Source organism: Pseudomonas sp. C11 (assembly GCF_034683865.1).
Classification (GTDB): domain Bacteria; phylum Pseudomonadota; class Gammaproteobacteria; order Pseudomonadales; family Pseudomonadaceae; genus Aquipseudomonas.
The window spans coordinates 19,322-35,419 of sequence record NZ_JAWIIP010000007.1 but is presented as its reverse complement, the minus strand read 5'-3'; the positions used below and the strand labels follow the sequence as shown (position 1 = coordinate 35,419).

Genomic DNA, 16,098 nt, shown 5'->3' with positions numbered 1-16,098 from the left:
TGAAATGATCAACGTCGACCTGCAACAACTGGTTCAAGCCCTGGACGCCGCGAGCAAGCGTGACCTGGAGATGGCCGCCGAACGCTGCGTGGTGCGTGGCGGTAACAAGATCCTCGTCGAAGACCTGCTGCTGGGCCTGCTGGAGCGCCCGGAAAGCCTGCTGGCGCGTGCCCTGCAGGATGCCGAGATCGATGCCGGCGAGCTGGCCCAGGCGCTGCAACCGCGTGGCGAACACAGCGAGTCGCGCAACCCGGTGTTTTCTGCCGAGCTGGTGCAGTGGCTGCAGGATGCGCTGCTGGTGGCCAACCTGGAGCTGGGCGCCAGCCAGATCGACCAGGCCGCGCTGATCCTTGCCCTGCTGCGCAATCCCATGCGCTATGCCGGCAGCCGCTACCAGGCGCTGCTGGGCAAGCTCAACGCCGAGCGCCTGCGTGACTTCGCCCTCAGCCAGCAGCCGCAGACTGCAGGCGGCAAGCCGGCGGCCGGTGGCGAATCGAACCTGGCGCGTTTCACCCACAACTTCACCCAGCAGGCCCGCGACGGTAAGCTCGACCCGGTGCTGTGCCGCGATGGCGCGATCCGTCAGATGGTCGACATCCTCGCCCGCCGCCGCAAGAACAACCCCATCGTGGTTGGCGAGGCCGGCGTCGGCAAGACCGCCATCGTCGAAGGCCTGGCCCTGCGCATCGCCACCGGCGAGGTGCCACAGGTGCTCAAGGGCGTCGAGCTGCTGTGCCTGGATCTCGGCCTGCTGCAGGCCGGCGCCAGCGTCAAGGGCGAGTTCGAGCGCCGTTTGCAGGGTGTGATCGACGAAGTGAAGGCCTCGCCCAAGCCGATCATCCTGTTCATCGACGAAGCCCACACCCTGATCGGCGCCGGTGGCCAGGCTGGCAGCGGCGATGCCGCCAACCTGCTCAAGCCGGCGCTGGCGCGTGGCGAGTTGCGCACCATCGCCGCTACCACCTGGAGCGAATACAAGAAGTACTTCGAGAAGGATCCGGCCCTGGCCCGTCGCTTCCAGCCGGTGCAACTGCACGAGCCCACTGTCGACGAAGCCGTGACCATCCTCCGTGGCCTGGCGCCGGTGTACGAGAAGAGCCACGGCATCTACCTGCGTGACGACGCCGTGGTCGCCGCCGCCGAACTGTCGGCACGCTACCTGGCCGGTCGGCAGTTGCCGGACAAGGCCGTGGACGTACTCGACACCGCCTGTGCCCGTGTACGTATCAGCCTGGCCGCCGCGCCTGAAGCGCTGGAGCGTCTGCGCGGCGAGATCGCCGAGGGCGAGCGTCAGGGTGAAGCCATGCGCCGTGATCTGGACGCCGGCCTGGCTATCGACCACGAAGCCCTGGATGCGCTGGAAAGCCGCCTGGTCGCCGCCCGCGCCGAACTGGAGCAGGTGGAAACCCGCTGGGCGGTGCAGCGCGAGCTGGCCGAACGCCTGCTGGAACAGCGCAAGCAATGCGCCGCCGCGCGCCTGGGCGGTGACGATGACACTAGCGACGAGCCGCGCCCCAGCCTGGAAGAACTGGAAGCCGAACTGCGCGCGCTGCAGGCCGAACTGGCCGCAGCCCAGGCCAGCGAGCGCCTGGTCAGCTTCGAGGTCTGCCCGCGCCTGGTGGCCGAAGTGATCAGCCACTGGACGGGCGTGCCGCTGAGCCAGCTGGCCCGTGAGCACAACACCAAGGTCATCACCTTCGCCGACGACCTGCGCCAGCGCGTGCGCGGCCAGGAGCAGGCGATCCAGGCGCTGGACAAGGCCATGCGCGCCACCGCCGCCGGCCTCAACAAGCCCGATGCACCGGTGGGCGTATTCCTCCTGGTCGGCCCCAGCGGCGTCGGCAAGACCGAAACCGCCCTGGCCCTGGCCGACCTGCTGTACGGCGGCGAGCGCTTCCTCACCGTGATCAACATGTCCGAATTCCAGGAGAAGCACACCGTTTCCCGACTGATCGGCGCGCCGCCCGGCTACGTCGGCTACGGCGAAGGCGGCATGCTCACCGAAGCGGTACGGCAGAAGCCCTACTCGGTAATCCTCCTCGACGAAGTGGAGAAGGCCGACCCGGACGTGATGAACGTCTTCTACCAGATCTTCGACAAGGGCGTGGCCAACGACGGCGAAGGGCGCGAGATCAACTTCCGCAACACCCTGATCCTTATGACCAGCAACCTGGCCAGCGAGCGCATCGCCAGCCTTTGTGCCGGTGGCGAACGCCCGGCCGCTGAGGATCTGGAACTGGCCATTCGCCCGCAACTGTCGCAGCACTTCAAGCCGGCCCTGCTTGGCCGTATGCGTGTGGTGCCTTACTACCCCATGGATGGCGACCTGCTGCGCCAACTGGTCGGTCTCAAGCTGGCCCGTTTCGGCGAGCGCCTGGCCCGTCGCCAGCTTGCTTTCAGCCATTGCGACGGTCTGGTCGAGCACCTGGCCGAGCGTTGCACCCATGGTGAAAGCGGTGCGCGTCTGATCGATCACCTGATCGACCAGCACCTGCAGCCGCTGGTGGTCGATCGCCTGCTCGACGCCATGGCCGCTGGCGAAAGCCTGCAACGCGTGCATGCCACCCTGGACGCCGATTCGGCGGTGACCTGCGAGTTCGCCTGAGGTGCTGCCGATGTTCGCCGAAGTCCCGCAACCGCTGCGCTACGCCGAAGCCCTGCTCGGCCGCTACGCCGAACTGGCGGGCGCGGCCAGCGCCGAGCGCCTGCTCGCCGATCTGGTGCGTGCGGCTGCCGAGCTGGCCGACTGTGCGCTGGGCCAGCTGTACCTGCTGGATCACACCAACACCCGCCTGACCCTGTCCGCCGAATGGCTCGACGGCCTGCTGCAACCGCGCGAGGCCGCTAGCCTGCCCAGCGACTACGATGGCGAGCAACTGCTGCAGTACTGCCTGTGCCAGAACCAGGTGCTGTGCATCGATGAGCTTGACCGTGGCCTGCACAGCATCGCCTGCCTGCCGGAAACCGGTCGCGGCTGGCGCAGCCTGCTGTGCCTGCCGCTGCACGATGGCGCCGGTCACACACGCGGCCTGCTGCTGGTGGCCAGCCACGAGCGGCGCATCCTGCAGGGCTTCGCCGCCTCCTTCGCCCAGCTCGGCAGTTTCGCCCTGGCTCAGTTGCAGCTGCTGCAGCGCCTGCGTGCTCCGGCTGGTGAGGGTGATGAGCGGGCCGAAATGGCAGCCTCTGCCCCCGGCACGCCCTGCGCCAGCGGTTACGGCCTGCTCGGCCAGAGCCAGGCCATGCGCCGCGTCTACCAGTTGATCAGCAAGGTGCTGCACAGCCCGGTCAGCGTGCTGCTGACCGGCGAAACCGGCACCGGCAAGGAGCTGGTTGCTCGCGCCATTCACGATTGCGGTGCGCGGCGTAGCAAGGCGTTCATCGTGCAGAACTGTGCGGCGCTGCCGGAGAATCTGCTGGAGAGCGAGCTGTTCGGTTACCGCAAGGGCGCCTTCACCGGGGCCGACCGCGACAAGCCGGGCCTGTTCGATGCGGCTGATGGCGGCACGCTGTTCCTCGACGAGATCGGCGACATGCCGCTGGCCCTGCAGGCCAAGCTGCTGCGTGTGCTGCAGGAGGGCGAAGTGCGCCCGCTGGGCAGCAGCGAGACGCACAAGGTCGACGTGCGCATCGTCGCCGCGACTCACCAGGAGCTGCGCAAGCGCGTCGAGGACGGGCGCTTCCGCGAGGATCTGTTCTATCGCCTGTCGCACTTCCCCATCGAGCTGCCGGCCCTGCGTGAACGCGACGAAGACATCCTGCTGCTCGCCCGCCATTTCGCCAGCACCGCCAGCGGCCTGCTGCAACGTGATGCCTGCCGCTGGAGCGACGCCGCCCTGGAGCGCCTGGCCGGCTACGCCTTCCCCGGCAACGTGCGCGAGCTCAAGGGCCTGGTCGAGCGCGCCGTACTGCTCTGCGAGGGCGGTGAGTTGCTGCCCGAGCACTTCAACCTGGAGCAGACCCACAGCGAAGGCAGCGCCCCGCTGAGCCTGCGCGAGCGCATGGATCGCCTCGAGCGCAACCTGCTGCTCGACTGCCTGCGCAAGAACCGTGGCAACCAGACCAATGCCGCCAACGAGCTGGGCCTGCCCCGGCGCACCCTGCTGTACCGCATGCAGCGGCTGAAGATCAGCCCGAGTGAAGTGTGATGGAAGCGTTCATGAAGAATTTACCGGGCCGTGTTGCCTCGTTCGTACTGGAGCCAATGATCTCCAGTGGGCGCATTGGGCGGGTCAAATATCTGCTGCTCCACGTATGGAGCGCCTGGCCCATCGTCCTGCTCGTTGCCATCAGTGGCGAGAACTATCCGATGTGGCTGCAGTACGTGCTCTCGTTTTTTGCTCTTTTCGCTTTCACCTATTGGTGGGTTGCCATGCTAACTGCAGGCGTTCGGCGCCTCCATGATCTGGGGCGAAGCGGCTACTGGGTGCTGCTGATCAATCTGATCTGGCCGCTACTGCTGATCTGGCCCGGTCAACGCCAGAGCAATCGCTATGGCCCTCCCGCACCTAAGCGTTTTGCTGCCAAACAGTTAAACGGGGCCATCTGACATGTTCACTTTCACCTCTCTCAAAGGAGCGCATTCCATGCTGCAACGCTATCGGACCGCCGCCCTGCTGGCGCTGGCCATCGCCCTGGCCGGCTGCACGGGCAATTACAAGTTCAGTGACGACCAATACCGCCCGCTGGGCGATCCGCAAGCCGAGAAACGCGGCCACTGACCGCAAGGAGTAGGTTCACCATGGAACTGGTATTCGATGTGGTCAGCGCACAGCAGTTCGTGCCAGGTCTAACGACCACCAAGACCTTCAAGCAGGCCGGTGGTGTGATCGGGCGTGCCGAGGAGTGCGACTGGGTGATCCCGGATCGCAAGCGCGTGCTCTCCAGCCGGCATGCGGAAGTCAGCTATCGCGATGGCGCCTTCTACCTGACCGACACCAGCAGCAACGGCATTCAGCTCAAGGACAGCGGCGCTAGCCTGGCCAAGGGCAGCCCGCAGCGTATCGAGCATGGCAGCGTGTATTGCCTGGGTGACTTCGAGATCCGTGCGCGCCTGGTGCGCGACCCTGCCATGTTCGAGGGCGATATCGGCCTGCCGCAGGCGGCTGGCAGCATCATCCCCGACGACGCCTTCCTCGACCTCGACCCGCTCAATGCGCTGGAGCAGCAGGAGCGCGTGTACGCCGAAGTCGACGACCTGACCGCCGTGCTGCGCCCCAGCACCGCCCAGGCGCAGCAGCGCGACTATGCGCAGATCGACGAGGAAAACCTGCTGGTGCCCGAGCTGGTAATGCCGAAACCGGCTCCGCAGCCCAAGCCGGCACCCGAGCCCGAGCGTCTGCCGCCGACCTTCTGGGAGAAGTTCTCCGATGCCCTCGGCGTACGCCTCGATGACCTCGATGAAGAGGCACGTCAGGCTCTGGCGCTGAACGCGGCCAAGCTGCTCAAGCAGAGCGTCGGCAGCCTGCAACAGGCGCTGCGCACCCGCAGCGAGCTGAAGAACGAGCTGCGCCTGGCCCTGACCACGGTGCAGAGCGCCGGCAACAACCCGATCAAGCACGGCCTGGACACCAGCGAAACCCTCAGCACCCTGCTGCGTGGCGGCAAGGCCGGGCAGTTGCCGGCCGAACAGGCCGTCAGCCGCAGCTTCCGCGACCTGCAGGCGCATCAGGTGGCGCTGCTTGCTGCCAGCCGCGCGGCGGTCAAGGGCATGTTCGAACAATTCGCCCCCGAGCAACTGACCCTGCGCTTCGAGCGCAACGGTCGCAAGCCGCTGCTGGCCACCGATGGCAGCCGCTGGCGCGCCTATCGCCGCCTGCACGCGGCGCTGGAACAGAACGACGACTGGAGCGATCGCCTGTTCGCCCGTGATTTCGCCAGTGCCTACGAAGAGCAGGTTCGCCTGATCGCCACCCTCAACACCGACCTTCAAGGATGATGCCCATGCCTCGCCTGTTCTCCCTGGCGCTGTGCGCCCTGCTCTTCACCCTGAGCGGCTGCTCGGCGCTGTCGCCCTACTCGCACATGACCAAGCTGGATCTGAGCCTGGCCGGCAGCGACCAGCTCAACCCGGATCTCAACGGCCGCCCGTCGCCCATCGTCATCCGCCTGATGGAGCTCAAGCACCCGGTGGCCTTCGAGAACGCCGATTTCTTCTCCCTCTATCAGCGCCCCAAGGAAGCCCTGGCGCCGGATCTGGTGGCCTTCGAGGAGCTGGAACTGCGCCCGGGTGAAACCCGTGAACTGAAGCTCTCGGTGCAGGACGGCAGCCGCTACGTCGGCGTGCTCGCCGCCTACCGCGACCTGCCGGAAGCCAGCTGGCGCTATGTCATCCCGGTCGAGGCGGTGCAGCGCAACCAGGCGCGTCTGGCCCTGAACGAGCGCGGCATCCGCAACCTCGATGACGCCCAGGAGCAGGATCAATGAGCCAGCACAAAGTCATCTGGCAGGAAGGCATGCTGCTGCGCCCGCAGCACTTCCAGCAGAACGATCGCTACTTCGATCAGCAGCTCAAGGTGCGTACGCAGAAGCTGGCCAGCTATGCCTGGGGTTTCTTCGAGCTGGAGATCGACCGGCAATTCCTCAACATGGGCAAGCTGGTGGTGAGCAAGGCCAGCGGCGTGTTGCCCGACGGCAGCCTCTTCGACCTCGGCGCCGAGCGCGAACCGCTGGGCCTGGACGTGCCGCCGAACACCGGCAACATGCCGGTGTACCTGGCGCTGCCGCTGGTCACCGGCAACCACATCGAGAGCCGTCGCCTGGAGCAGAAGGACGTGCTGGCGCGCTACGTCGCCTTCGACGAGGAAGTCGCCGACTCCAACGCCGGCGACAGCAGCGTCAGCCAGGTCAGCACCGGCCGTCCGGACTTCCGCCTGCTGCTCGGTGAGCAGCAGAACGACCAGGGCTACGTGAAGATCAAGCTGTGCGAGGTGCTCGACACCACGCCGGACGGGGTGATCAGCCTCGACCCGGAATTCAGCCCGACCTACGTCAACTTCCAGGCCTCCGGCTACCTGCTCTCCTGCCTCAAGGAAGTGATCAGCATGCTCGCCCACCGTGGCGACATCCTCGCCGAACGTATCCGCGCCACCGGCAAGGTGGGCGGCGCCGAGGTCGGCGACTTCATGATGCTGCAGCTGATCAACCGCTACGAACCCATCCTGCGTCACCACCTGGGCGTCGAGCAGGTGCACCCGGAGCAGATCTACCGCGAGCTGGTCGGCCTGCTCGGTGAGCTGGCCACCTTCTCCAGCGAGACCAAGCGCCCGCGCCTGGAAGGCCGCTACCTGCACAGCGACCAGGGCATGAGCTTCCGCAAGCTGATGGACGCCATCCGCCAGGTGCTGTCGATGGTGCTCGAACAGCATGCCATCGAGATGCTTCTGCAGCAGCGCCAGTACGGCATCCAGGTGTCGCCGTTGCACGACCACAAGCTGCTCGGCACCTCCAGCTTCGTGCTCGCCGCCAGCGCCCAGTGCGACTCCGAGGAGCTGCGTCAGCGCCTGCCGGCGCACCTCAAGGTCGGCCCGGTGGAGCGCATCCGCCAACTGGTCAACCTGCACCTGCCGGGGATCAAGGTCAAACCGCTGCCGGTGGCACCACGGCAGATCCCCTTCCACTCGGGCAAGACCTACTTCGCCTTGGAGCTCAGCTCCGAGGAACTGGCGCAGCTGGAACGCTCCGGCGGCTTCGCCTTCCACGTGTCCGGCGAGTTCTCCGGGCTTGAGCTGAAATTCTGGGCGATCAGGAACTGACCATGACAACCAAGGAAATGGAATACGGCCAGGATGACAAGACCGTCATCCTCAACCGCAAGGGCGAAGCCCGTGCCGAAAGCCCGCTGACCGATTTCAGCGCGCCACCGAAATTCGAGCAGCTCGAAGAGCGCATGATCTTCGCCGCGCGCCTGCGCCCGGCGGAGAGCTTCAACATCAGCCTCAACCCGCTGGTGGCCGCAGCCTCCTCGCTGCTTTCGGAAGTGGTGCGTCTCAAGCACAGCTTCGAGAGCGAGGATCTGGACGCCCTCAACCAGCGCCTGAGCCGCGAGATCAAGGTGTTCGAGCACCGTGCCCTGCACGAAGGTGCCGAGAGCAGCCAGGTGATGGCCGCGCGTTACGTGCTGTGCACCGTGGTCGACGAGGCCGTGGTGACCACGCCCTGGGGCAACGAGAGCCAGTGGTCGCAGATGAGCCTGCTGTCCTCGTTCCACAACGAGACCTTCGGCGGCGAGAAGTTCTTCCAGCTGCTCGAGCGCCTGTCGCGCAACCCGGTCAAGCACCTGCCGATGCTGGAGCTGATGTACCTGTGCCTGTCGCTCGGCTTCGAGGGCAAGTACCGCGTGCTGCAGCGCGGCATGCTCGAGCTGGAAGCGGTACGCGACAGCCTGTACCGGCAGATCCGCCAACTGCGTGGCGACGTGCCGCGGGAAATCTCGCCGCACTGGCAGGGTTTGAAGGACACCCGCCGGCGCCTGGTGCGCATCGTGCCGTGGTGGCTGGTGGCGCTGTTCACCCTGATGTGCCTGGTGATGATGTACGCCGGTTTCGCCTGGGTGCTCGGCGAGCAGCGCGACACCATCCTCAAGCCGTATCAGCAACTCGACCCGGCCTCGGGTGTCAGCATGGATGACGTGAAATGAAGACCTTCTTCGCCAAACTTGGCGCCTTTTTCCGCAAGACTTGGGTCTGGAGCCTGTGCCTGGTTCTGATCCTCGCGCTGCTGGTGTGGTTCGTCGGCCCGCTGCTGGCGGTGGACGACTACAAATTCTGGGAGTCGGCCACCAGCCGCCTGCTGACCATCAGCCTGATCTTCCTGCTCTGGGGCCTGGCCATGGTCTTCGCCAGCTGGCGCGCCACCGCGCGCAAGAAGGCCGAAGAGAATGACGCCGATGCCCAGGAGCGCCTGCGCCGCGAGGATCAGATCAGCGAAGAGCAGAACGAACTGCGTCATCGCTTCAAGGACGCTCTGCGCACCCTCAAGCGCTCCAGCCTGTATCGCGGGCGCAGCGAGAAATGGCGCAACGACCTGCCCTGGTACCTGCTGCTCGGCCCGCAGGGCGGCGGCAAGACCAGCCTGCTGGATTTCTCCGGCCTGGACTTCCCGCTTAACCGTGGCGACAACCAGCGTCTGACCAAGGACGTGTCCGGCACCCGTTACGCCGACTGGTACTTCGCCGATCACGCCGTGCTGATCGACACCGCCGGCCGTTACCTGACCCAGCCTGACGCTCAGGTCGATGGCCGCGCCTGGAACACCCTGCTCGGCCTGCTGCGCCAGCGCCGTGCGCGCCCGCTCAATGGCGTGCTGGTGAGCATCCCGGTCGAGCAACTGCAGGGCGGCAGCGAAGTGGAGCTGGAAACCCTGGCCCGCCAGACCCGCCAGCGCCTGCAGGAAATTCACCAGCGCCTGGGCGCCGACGTGCCGGTCTATCTGGTGCTGAGCAAGGCCGACAAGGTGCTGGGCTTCGACGAGTTCTTCGACCAGCTGTCGCGTGAGGAAAGTGAGCAGGTGCTCGGCGCCAGCTTCCGCAAGGATCAGAACGCCACCGACGTGGCCGTGGTGCGCCAGGAGTTCGAAGAGCTGCTGCGCCGCCTCAACAGCCAGGTGATCCTGCGCATGCACCAGGAGCGCGACACCCAGCGCCGTGGTCGCATCCTCGACTTCCCGCACCAGCTCGGCCAGATCGGCGAGCGCCTGTGCCTGTTCGTCGAACTGGCCTTCGCCGGCAACCGCTACCAGCGCGCCAGCAAGCTGCGCGGTTTCTACCTGACCAGCGCGCCGCAACTGAACGAACAGCTCGACCCGCTGACTGCCGGTATCGGGCGCAACCTCGGCCTGGCGGGTAATGCGCTGCCGACCTTCCGCAGTGGCCGTGCGCGCTTCATCAACCACCTGCTCAGCCGGGTGATCTTCCCCGAGTCCGAACTGGCGGGCCTGGATCAGAAGGAAGTGCGCCGTATCGACTGGGGCCAGCGTGCCATGTACGCCAGCGCCTTCGCCGTGCTGGCGCTGTTCGGCATGCTCTGGGCCAGCGGCTTCTCGGCCAACCACGGGCGCCTGGAAGAGCTGCGCGACATCGCCCAGAAGCTCACCCGCGAGCATGGCGCAATCAACCCGCAGGACGATGCCCAGCAGGTGCTCAAGGCACTGGATAGCAGCTACGCCGCGACCCAGGTATTCCCGCCCAAGGGCGATGTCTCCTACCTGCAGCGCACCGGCCTGTTCCAGGGCGAGGCGGTCAACCCGGCCGTTTATTCGACCTACCGCGCCGAGCTGGAAAACCTGTTGTTGCCGCGCGTGGCGCGTCAGCTGGAGGCGCAGATCCGCGCCAACCTCAGCGACCGCGAGCGTCTGCTCGGCAGCCTGCGCGCCTACCTGATGCTCAATCTGGAGGAGCGCCGCGACCCGGAATTCCTCAAGGAATGGATCGGCACCGACTGGTCGGTGCGTTATACCGGCAACAGCCCGGTGCAGCATGGTCTGAACACCCACTTCGCCCGTCTGCTGGATGAGCCGTTCGCGCCCTACGCGCTCAATGCCCAGCTGGTCGCCCAGGCGCGCCAGGTACTGCGCAGCGAGTCGCTGGCCAATGTCGTCTACCGCATGCTGCGGGAACAGGCGCGCAGCCTGCCGGACTACCGCCTGAGCCAGAAGCTTGGCCCGCAGGCCGGTCTGATCAATGGCAGCGACTACGTCATCCCCGGCTTCTACACCCAGAGCGGCTACAGCAAGACCTTCACCGCGCAGGGCGCCAGCCTGGTGCGTGAGCTGCTGCGCGACAACTGGGTGTTGGGCGAGGGCGAAACCCTCAGCGCCGGCGACCTCAGTCGCCTGATGGTGGAGCTGGAGCAACTGTATTTCCGCGACTACGGCAACTACTGGGGCGAAGCCATCGCCCAGCTCGGCCTGGAGCCGATCGGCAGTGCCGGCCGAGGTGCCGCCCTGCTCAACGGCCTGACCGCCGCCAACTCGCCGCTGCTGCAACTGCTGGTGGAGGTTCGCGACAACACCCGCTTCAAGGGGCTGGCTGACGCCGCCGATGATGCCGGTGCCGCCGCCGATGCACTGGGCGATGCCAAGGGCAAGCTGGGCAAGGCCGCCAAGCTGGCCAGCGCTGCCGCCGAACAGGCGCAGCAGGCCTTGGCCAAGAACACCCCGGACACCGCGCGCAAGACGCTGGAGCGTCGCTTCGAAAGCCTGCACAAGCTGCTCGACGACAACGGCGGTGCCGGTGTCGATCTGGCCGCCGCGATACAGGCCCTCGACGAGTTGCAGCGTCAGTTGGCCAGCCTGGCCAATGCCGGTGCCAGCGACCAGGCCGCGTTCGAGATGGCCAAGGCACGCATGGCCGGCAAGCGTGATGCGATCAACCAGGTGCGCAGCGCTGCGGCTCGTCTGCCGCAACCCGTGGGCAACTGGCTGGCGCTGCTGGCCGAGGACAGCTGGGGCCTGGTGCTCAACGACGCCTATCAGTTTCTCAACCAGCGTTATCAGAGCGAGCTGTACGCCGCCTACGACAATTCGCTGAAGCAGCGTTACCCGTTCAGCGCGCACAGCGAGAGCGACGTGGCGGTGGCCGACTTCCGCGAGTTCTTCAAGTCTCAAGGCATCGCCGAGCGCTTCTTCGACCAGTACCTGCGTCCCTTCGTCAGCGGCAGCGCCGACGAATACCGTCTGCGCCGTGTCGATGGCCGTGGCCTGCCGCTGTCGCGCGAGTTCCTCCTGCAGATGAGCCGCGCCCAGGTGATCCGCCGCAGCTTCTTCGCCGAGAACCCGGCCGAGCCGCAGGTGCTGTTCAAGCTCGAGCCCTACTCGCTGGATTCCAGCCTGAGCCGCGCCGACTTCCGCTTCGGCAATCAGGAGCTGGAATACCGCCACGGCCCGATCGTCGCCACCGCCTTCCGCTGGCCAGCCGCGAGCGACGAAGACCGCACCAGCCTGGTGGTCGAGGAACTGGGTGGGCGCCGCGTCGGCATCGAGAAGAACACCGGCCCCTGGTCGCTGTTCCGCCTGCTCGACCTGATGGATGTGGACTACCACAGCGGCCGTGACGTGCTGATCCTCAAGGCCAACCTCGGTGGTCTGCACGCCAACTACCTGCTGCACAGCCAGCGCTCGCCGAACCCGTTCGACATCGGCCTGCTGCGCAGCTTCAAGCTGCCGGCGACGCTCTGATGACGGCAGTCGCCAACGCTTGGCGCAGCGCCGCGCGCACCGACACCGGCAAGGTGCGCGCGCGCAACGAGGACGCCTTCCTGGCCCTGCCCGAGCAGGGTCTGTGGGTGGTGGCCGACGGCATGGGCGGGCACCAGAACGGCGCCCTCGCCAGCCGCCTGATCGTCGAACAACTGGCCGAGCTGCCCGAAGGCAGCCTCGACCAGCGCCTGGTCGAACTGCGCCAGTGCCTGCACCGGCTCAACCATCGCCTCGGCCAGGAGCTGACAGTCACGGCTGATCGCACCGACACGGTGATCGGCAGCACCGTGGTCGCCCTGTTGCTCGAGGGTGATCGCGCCGCCTGTGTCTGGGCCGGCGACAGTCGCTGCTACCTGTGGCGTGGCGCGCGGCTGTACCAACTGAGCCGCGACCATTCGCTGGTGCAACAACTGATCGATGAACAGGGCCTGGCGCCGCAGGAGGCCGCGCGCCATCCGGCGGCGCATGCCCTGACCCGCGCCATCGGCGCCAGCGAAACCCTGCAACTGGACATCCTCGAACTCGACGTGCTGCCCGGTGATGTCTTCCTGCTGTGCAGCGACGGCCTCTACCAGGGCGTTTCCGCCGACGAGCTGGGCGCCTGCCTCAACCTGCCTTCACCGCACCTGGCCGTGGAGCGCCTGTTCCAGCGCGTGCTCGATGGCCCGGCCCGTGACAACCTCAGCGCCGTGGTGATCCGCCGATGACCGAATCTGCTGAAGCCAGCGACCTCACCTACTTCGCCCTGGCCGCCACCGCGGCCAAGGAGCCTGTGCGCGAAACCCCGCGCCAGGCGCCGGGCGAGCTGCCGGATGTGCTCGGCGGGCGCTACAAGATCGAGCGCCTGCTCGGCGTCGGCGGCATGGGCGCGGTGTATCGCGCCCGTGACCTGCTGCGCGAACAGTTCGGCGACCCCGAGCCCTATGTGGCGCTGAAGACCCTCAGCGACGACTTCGCCGAATACCCGGACGCCAACGCCCTGCTCTACAGCGAGTTCGCCCTCACCTCGCGGCTCAACCACCGGCATGTGGTGCGCCTGTTCGGTTTCGAGGTCGACACCGCCTGCCAGCGCGCCTTCATCACCTTGGAGCTGATGCGCGGCCTGACCCTCGATCAGTTGCTCTGCGAGCGCCCGGAAGGGCTGAGCTGGAACGAGCTGCGCGATATCGCCATCCCCCTGCTCGATGCCCTCGCCTATTCCCATGAACTGGGTGTGCTGCACGGTGATCTGAAGCCCAGCAATGTGATGTTGGCCGACGACGGCCTGCGTCTGTTCGATTATGGTCTGGGCCAACCCGTGGAAGGTCTGCTGCCCGGCCTACCACGCCTGTGCCGCAACCGCATCGCCGCCTGGACGCCGCGTTACGCCGCGCTGGAATTGCTCGAAGGTGCCGCGCTGTCGGCCGCCGCTGATGTCTATGCGGTGGCCTGCGTGTTGGTCGAGCTGGCCAGCGGGCAACACCCGTTCCGTCGGCTCAGCGCCAAGCAGGCCAAGAGCATGGAGCTGGACAAGCAGTTGCAACGCCCGGCGCACGTGCCGCTGCACTGCTGGCAGGCCCTGCACACCGCGCTGGCCTTCGATGAAAGCCAGCGGCAGATCGGCTGCAGCGAGCTGTTCGAAGCGTTTCGCCGGCCACCGGCTTCGCGTCTGCAGCGCTGGCTGGGCAAGGCATAAACAGGTTGTTGAAAAGGACTCTTTCGAAAGGATACGCACATGTTCAACCCGGCCAATGAAACCCATTTCAGCCTGACCCTCGAAGGCGTCGAGCATGACCTGCAGGTGCTCGAATTCAATGGCCGCGAGGCCATCAGCCAGCCTTACCGCTTCGATGTGGAACTGATCAGCGAACGCGCCGATCTCGACCTGGCCAGCCTGCTGCACCAGCGCGCGTTCCTCGCCTTCAGCCCCAACGGCGACGGCATCCACGGCATCGTCCACCGCGCCGAACAGGGCGAGTCCGGTAAGCGCATGACCCGCTACCGCCTGGCCATCGTGCCGCAGCTCGCCTACCTCACGCACCGCACCAACCAGCGCATCTTTCAGAACCTGACCGTGCCGCAGATCGTTGCCCAGGTGCTGGAAGAACACGGCATCGTCCAGGGCGGCTACCAGTTCCAGCTCGGCCCCACCGTCTACCCCGAACGCACCTACTGCGTGCAGTACGACGAGACGGATCTGCACTTCGTCCAGCGCCTTTGCGAAGAGGAAGGCATTCACTACCACTTCCAGCACAGCGAAAGTGGCCATGTGCTGATCTTCGGCGACGACCAGACCGCCTTCGCCAAGCTCGGCCAGCCCACGCCCTACATCCAGGACAGCGGCATGACCGCCGATGACCCGGTGATCAAGCGCCTGGCTCTGCGCCTGGAAACCCGCACGCGCAACACCACCCGCCGCGACTACGACTTCGAACAGCCGCGCCTGCTGCTCGAAGCCACCTACCAGGGCGAAAAGGCCGGTGAAAACGATAGCCTGCCGGCCCTGGAAGACTACGACTACCCCGGTCGCTACACCGACCGCACGCGCGGCAAGCACCTGGCCAAACGCGCCCTGGAACGCCACCGCGCCGACTACCAGCAACTCGAAGGCAAGAGCGACCAGCCGCGCCTGGTCAGCGGCCACCTGCTGGAAATCTCTGAACACCCGCAAAGCGAATGGAACGACCTCTGGCTACTCACCGAAGTGCTGCACGAAGGCAAACAGCCGCAGGTGCTGGAAGAGTCGATCACCAGTGATTCAGTCCTGCGCCGAACAGCTCCCTCGCCCCTTCGGGGAGAGGGCTGGGGAGACGACTACAGGGATGTAGGAGGTAGAGCGACGCAGGATGCCAAAGCCGAGGGGGATAAGAGCGACGAGGACTTCACCCAGGGCTACCGCAACCGCTTCCTCGCCACGCCATGGGCCGTGCCCTACCGCCCGCCGCTGGAACATCCCAAACCCAGGGTACTGGGCAGCCAGACCGCCGTGGTCACCGGCCCGGCCGGCGAAGAAATCCACTGCGACCAATACGGCCGAGTCAAGGTGCAATTCTTCTGGGATCGCGAAGGTCAGGCCGACGAGAAAACCAGTTGCTGGCTACGCGTCAGCTCCAGCTGGGCGGGTGATCGCTACGGCGCCATCACCATCCCGCGCATCGGCATGGAAGTACTGGTCACCTTCCTCGAAGGCGACCCCGACCAACCGCTGGTCACCGGCTGCCTGTACCACGCCGAACACGTCGTGCCCTACGACCTGCCCGCGAACAAAACCCGCAGCGTCTTCAAAACCCTCAGCAGCCCCGGCGGTGGCGGCTACAACGAACTGCGCATCGAAGACCGCAAGGGTGCCGAACAGATCTACCTGCACGCCCAGCGCGACTGGGACGAAAACATCGAACACGACCAGAAGATTCGCATCGGCAACGAACGCCACGACATCGTGGAGAAGAACAGCTACACCGAACTGCTGGCCGAAGAACACCTCACCGTCACCGCCGACCGCAAGGTCGAAGTCAAACCGCAGGATCACCTGACGGTGGGCACCGACCAACACATCCAGCTCGGCACCGCACAACTGACCAAGGCCGGCCGCGAGATCCACCTCAAGGCCGGACAGAAAATGGTCATCGAAGCCGGCATCGAACTGACCATCAAAGCCGGCGGCAGCTTCATCAAACTCGACCCCGGCGGTATCACCATCAGCGGCCCGTTGGCCAGGCTCAACGCTGGCGGCTCACCGGGCAAGGGCTCGGGCATCGGCATCAAACCGCCCGTGCTGCCGGGCGCGGCGGATAGCGACAAGGCGGGGAGTTTGTTGGAGCAGGCCATCAGCAACTGCGTGGACAAGCCGCAGAAGGCTGTCTGTGAAGAGTGCTTGCTCCGCGCACAAAGCAAAGCCCAAGCGCTAGTCGCACGTTGAGAGGTCCG

At 66.2% G+C, this 16,098-nt stretch carries 12 protein-coding genes; all 12 read left to right on the top strand.

Features of this window, described 5'->3' with window-relative positions; all coding sequences use genetic code 11:
• The first annotated feature begins 4 nt into the window (after nucleotides 1-4).
• From tssH to tssI, 12 genes are read left to right on the top strand one after another with little or no spacing between them, the layout of a single operon-like run.
• Nucleotides 5-2,605: a type VI secretion system ATPase TssH gene (gene tssH, locus VC352_RS12595; protein WP_322979901.1), complete on the top strand. Its 2,601-nt coding sequence runs from the start codon at nucleotides 5-7 to the stop codon at nucleotides 2,603-2,605.
• A 10-nt stretch (nucleotides 2,606-2,615) separates the two neighbouring features.
• Nucleotides 2,616-4,145: a sigma 54-interacting transcriptional regulator gene (locus tag VC352_RS12590; protein ID WP_322979900.1), complete on the top strand. Its 1,530-nt coding sequence runs from the start codon at nucleotides 2,616-2,618 to the stop codon at nucleotides 4,143-4,145.
• Between the two features lie 11 nt (nucleotides 4,146-4,156).
• Nucleotides 4,157-4,546, top strand: a complete 390-nt coding sequence (locus tag VC352_RS12585) for a DUF805 domain-containing protein (RefSeq protein ID WP_322979899.1) — start codon at nucleotides 4,157-4,159, stop codon at nucleotides 4,544-4,546.
• Between the two features lie 37 nt (nucleotides 4,547-4,583).
• A complete protein-coding gene (locus VC352_RS12580) occupies nucleotides 4,584-4,718 on the top strand; it encodes a type VI secretion protein (RefSeq protein WP_264146962.1) in 135 nt (44 codons plus the stop codon).
• Between the two features lie 20 nt (nucleotides 4,719-4,738).
• Nucleotides 4,739-5,935, top strand: coding sequence for a type VI secretion system-associated FHA domain protein TagH (gene tagH, locus VC352_RS12575; RefSeq protein ID WP_322979898.1), 1,197 nt, complete (start codon nucleotides 4,739-4,741; stop codon nucleotides 5,933-5,935).
• A gap of 5 nt (nucleotides 5,936-5,940) precedes the next feature.
• On the top strand, nucleotides 5,941-6,423 hold the full coding sequence (gene tssJ, locus VC352_RS12570) for a type VI secretion system lipoprotein TssJ (protein ID WP_322979897.1): 483 nt from the start codon (nucleotides 5,941-5,943) through the stop codon (nucleotides 6,421-6,423).
• On the top strand, nucleotides 6,420-7,751 hold the full coding sequence (gene tssK, locus VC352_RS12565) for a type VI secretion system baseplate subunit TssK (protein ID WP_322979896.1): 1,332 nt from the start codon (nucleotides 6,420-6,422) through the stop codon (nucleotides 7,749-7,751). The genes tssJ and tssK overlap by 4 nt, the downstream gene beginning before the upstream one ends.
• Nucleotides 7,752-7,753: 2 nt before the next feature.
• Nucleotides 7,754-8,635: a type IVB secretion system protein IcmH/DotU gene (gene icmH, locus VC352_RS12560; RefSeq protein WP_322979895.1), complete on the top strand. Its 882-nt coding sequence runs from the start codon at nucleotides 7,754-7,756 to the stop codon at nucleotides 8,633-8,635.
• Nucleotides 8,632-12,171 carry a type VI secretion system membrane subunit TssM gene (gene tssM / locus VC352_RS12555; RefSeq protein WP_322979894.1) on the top strand — a complete coding sequence of 1,180 codons (3,540 nt, stop codon included), beginning with the start codon at nucleotides 8,632-8,634 and terminating at the stop codon, nucleotides 12,169-12,171. The genes icmH and tssM overlap by 4 nt, the downstream gene beginning before the upstream one ends.
• Nucleotides 12,171-12,899, top strand: coding sequence for a PP2C family serine/threonine-protein phosphatase (locus VC352_RS12550; RefSeq protein WP_322979893.1), 729 nt, complete (start codon nucleotides 12,171-12,173; stop codon nucleotides 12,897-12,899). The genes tssM and VC352_RS12550 overlap by 1 nt, the downstream gene beginning before the upstream one ends.
• Entirely contained in the window at nucleotides 12,896-13,867 is a 972-nt protein-coding gene (locus tag VC352_RS12545) for a serine/threonine-protein kinase (RefSeq protein WP_322979892.1), read from the top strand. Before VC352_RS12550 ends, VC352_RS12545 begins: the two co-directional genes overlap by 4 nt.
• Nucleotides 13,868-13,906: 39 nt before the next feature.
• Entirely contained in the window at nucleotides 13,907-16,090 is a 2,184-nt protein-coding gene (gene tssI / locus VC352_RS12540; protein WP_322979891.1) for a type VI secretion system tip protein TssI/VgrG, read from the top strand.
• Nucleotides 16,091-16,098: the final 8 nt, after the last annotated feature.

Excerpts from the sequence above, each read along its gene's own strand:
- tssH (WP_322979901.1), top strand. The coding sequence starts at position 5 with ATGATCAACGTCGACCTGCAACAACTGGTTCAAGCCCTGGACGCCGCG.
- icmH (WP_322979895.1), top strand. The coding sequence starts at position 7,754 with ATGACAACCAAGGAAATGGAATACGGCCAGGATGACAAGACCGTCATC.
- tssJ (WP_322979897.1), top strand. The coding sequence starts at position 5,941 with ATGCCTCGCCTGTTCTCCCTGGCGCTGTGCGCCCTGCTCTTCACCCTG.
- VC352_RS12580 (WP_264146962.1), top strand. The coding sequence starts at position 4,584 with ATGCTGCAACGCTATCGGACCGCCGCCCTGCTGGCGCTGGCCATCGCC.
- VC352_RS12545 (WP_322979892.1), top strand. The coding sequence starts at position 12,896 with ATGACCGAATCTGCTGAAGCCAGCGACCTCACCTACTTCGCCCTGGCC.
- tagH (WP_322979898.1), top strand. The coding sequence starts at position 4,739 with ATGGAACTGGTATTCGATGTGGTCAGCGCACAGCAGTTCGTGCCAGGT.
- tssI (WP_322979891.1), top strand. The coding sequence starts at position 13,907 with ATGTTCAACCCGGCCAATGAAACCCATTTCAGCCTGACCCTCGAAGGC.
- tssM (WP_322979894.1), top strand. The coding sequence starts at position 8,632 with ATGAAGACCTTCTTCGCCAAACTTGGCGCCTTTTTCCGCAAGACTTGG.
- VC352_RS12550 (WP_322979893.1), top strand. The coding sequence starts at position 12,171 with ATGACGGCAGTCGCCAACGCTTGGCGCAGCGCCGCGCGCACCGACACC.
- tssK (WP_322979896.1), top strand. The coding sequence starts at position 6,420 with ATGAGCCAGCACAAAGTCATCTGGCAGGAAGGCATGCTGCTGCGCCCG.
- VC352_RS12590 (WP_322979900.1), top strand. The coding sequence starts at position 2,616 with ATGTTCGCCGAAGTCCCGCAACCGCTGCGCTACGCCGAAGCCCTGCTC.
- VC352_RS12585 (WP_322979899.1), top strand. The coding sequence starts at position 4,157 with ATGAAGAATTTACCGGGCCGTGTTGCCTCGTTCGTACTGGAGCCAATG.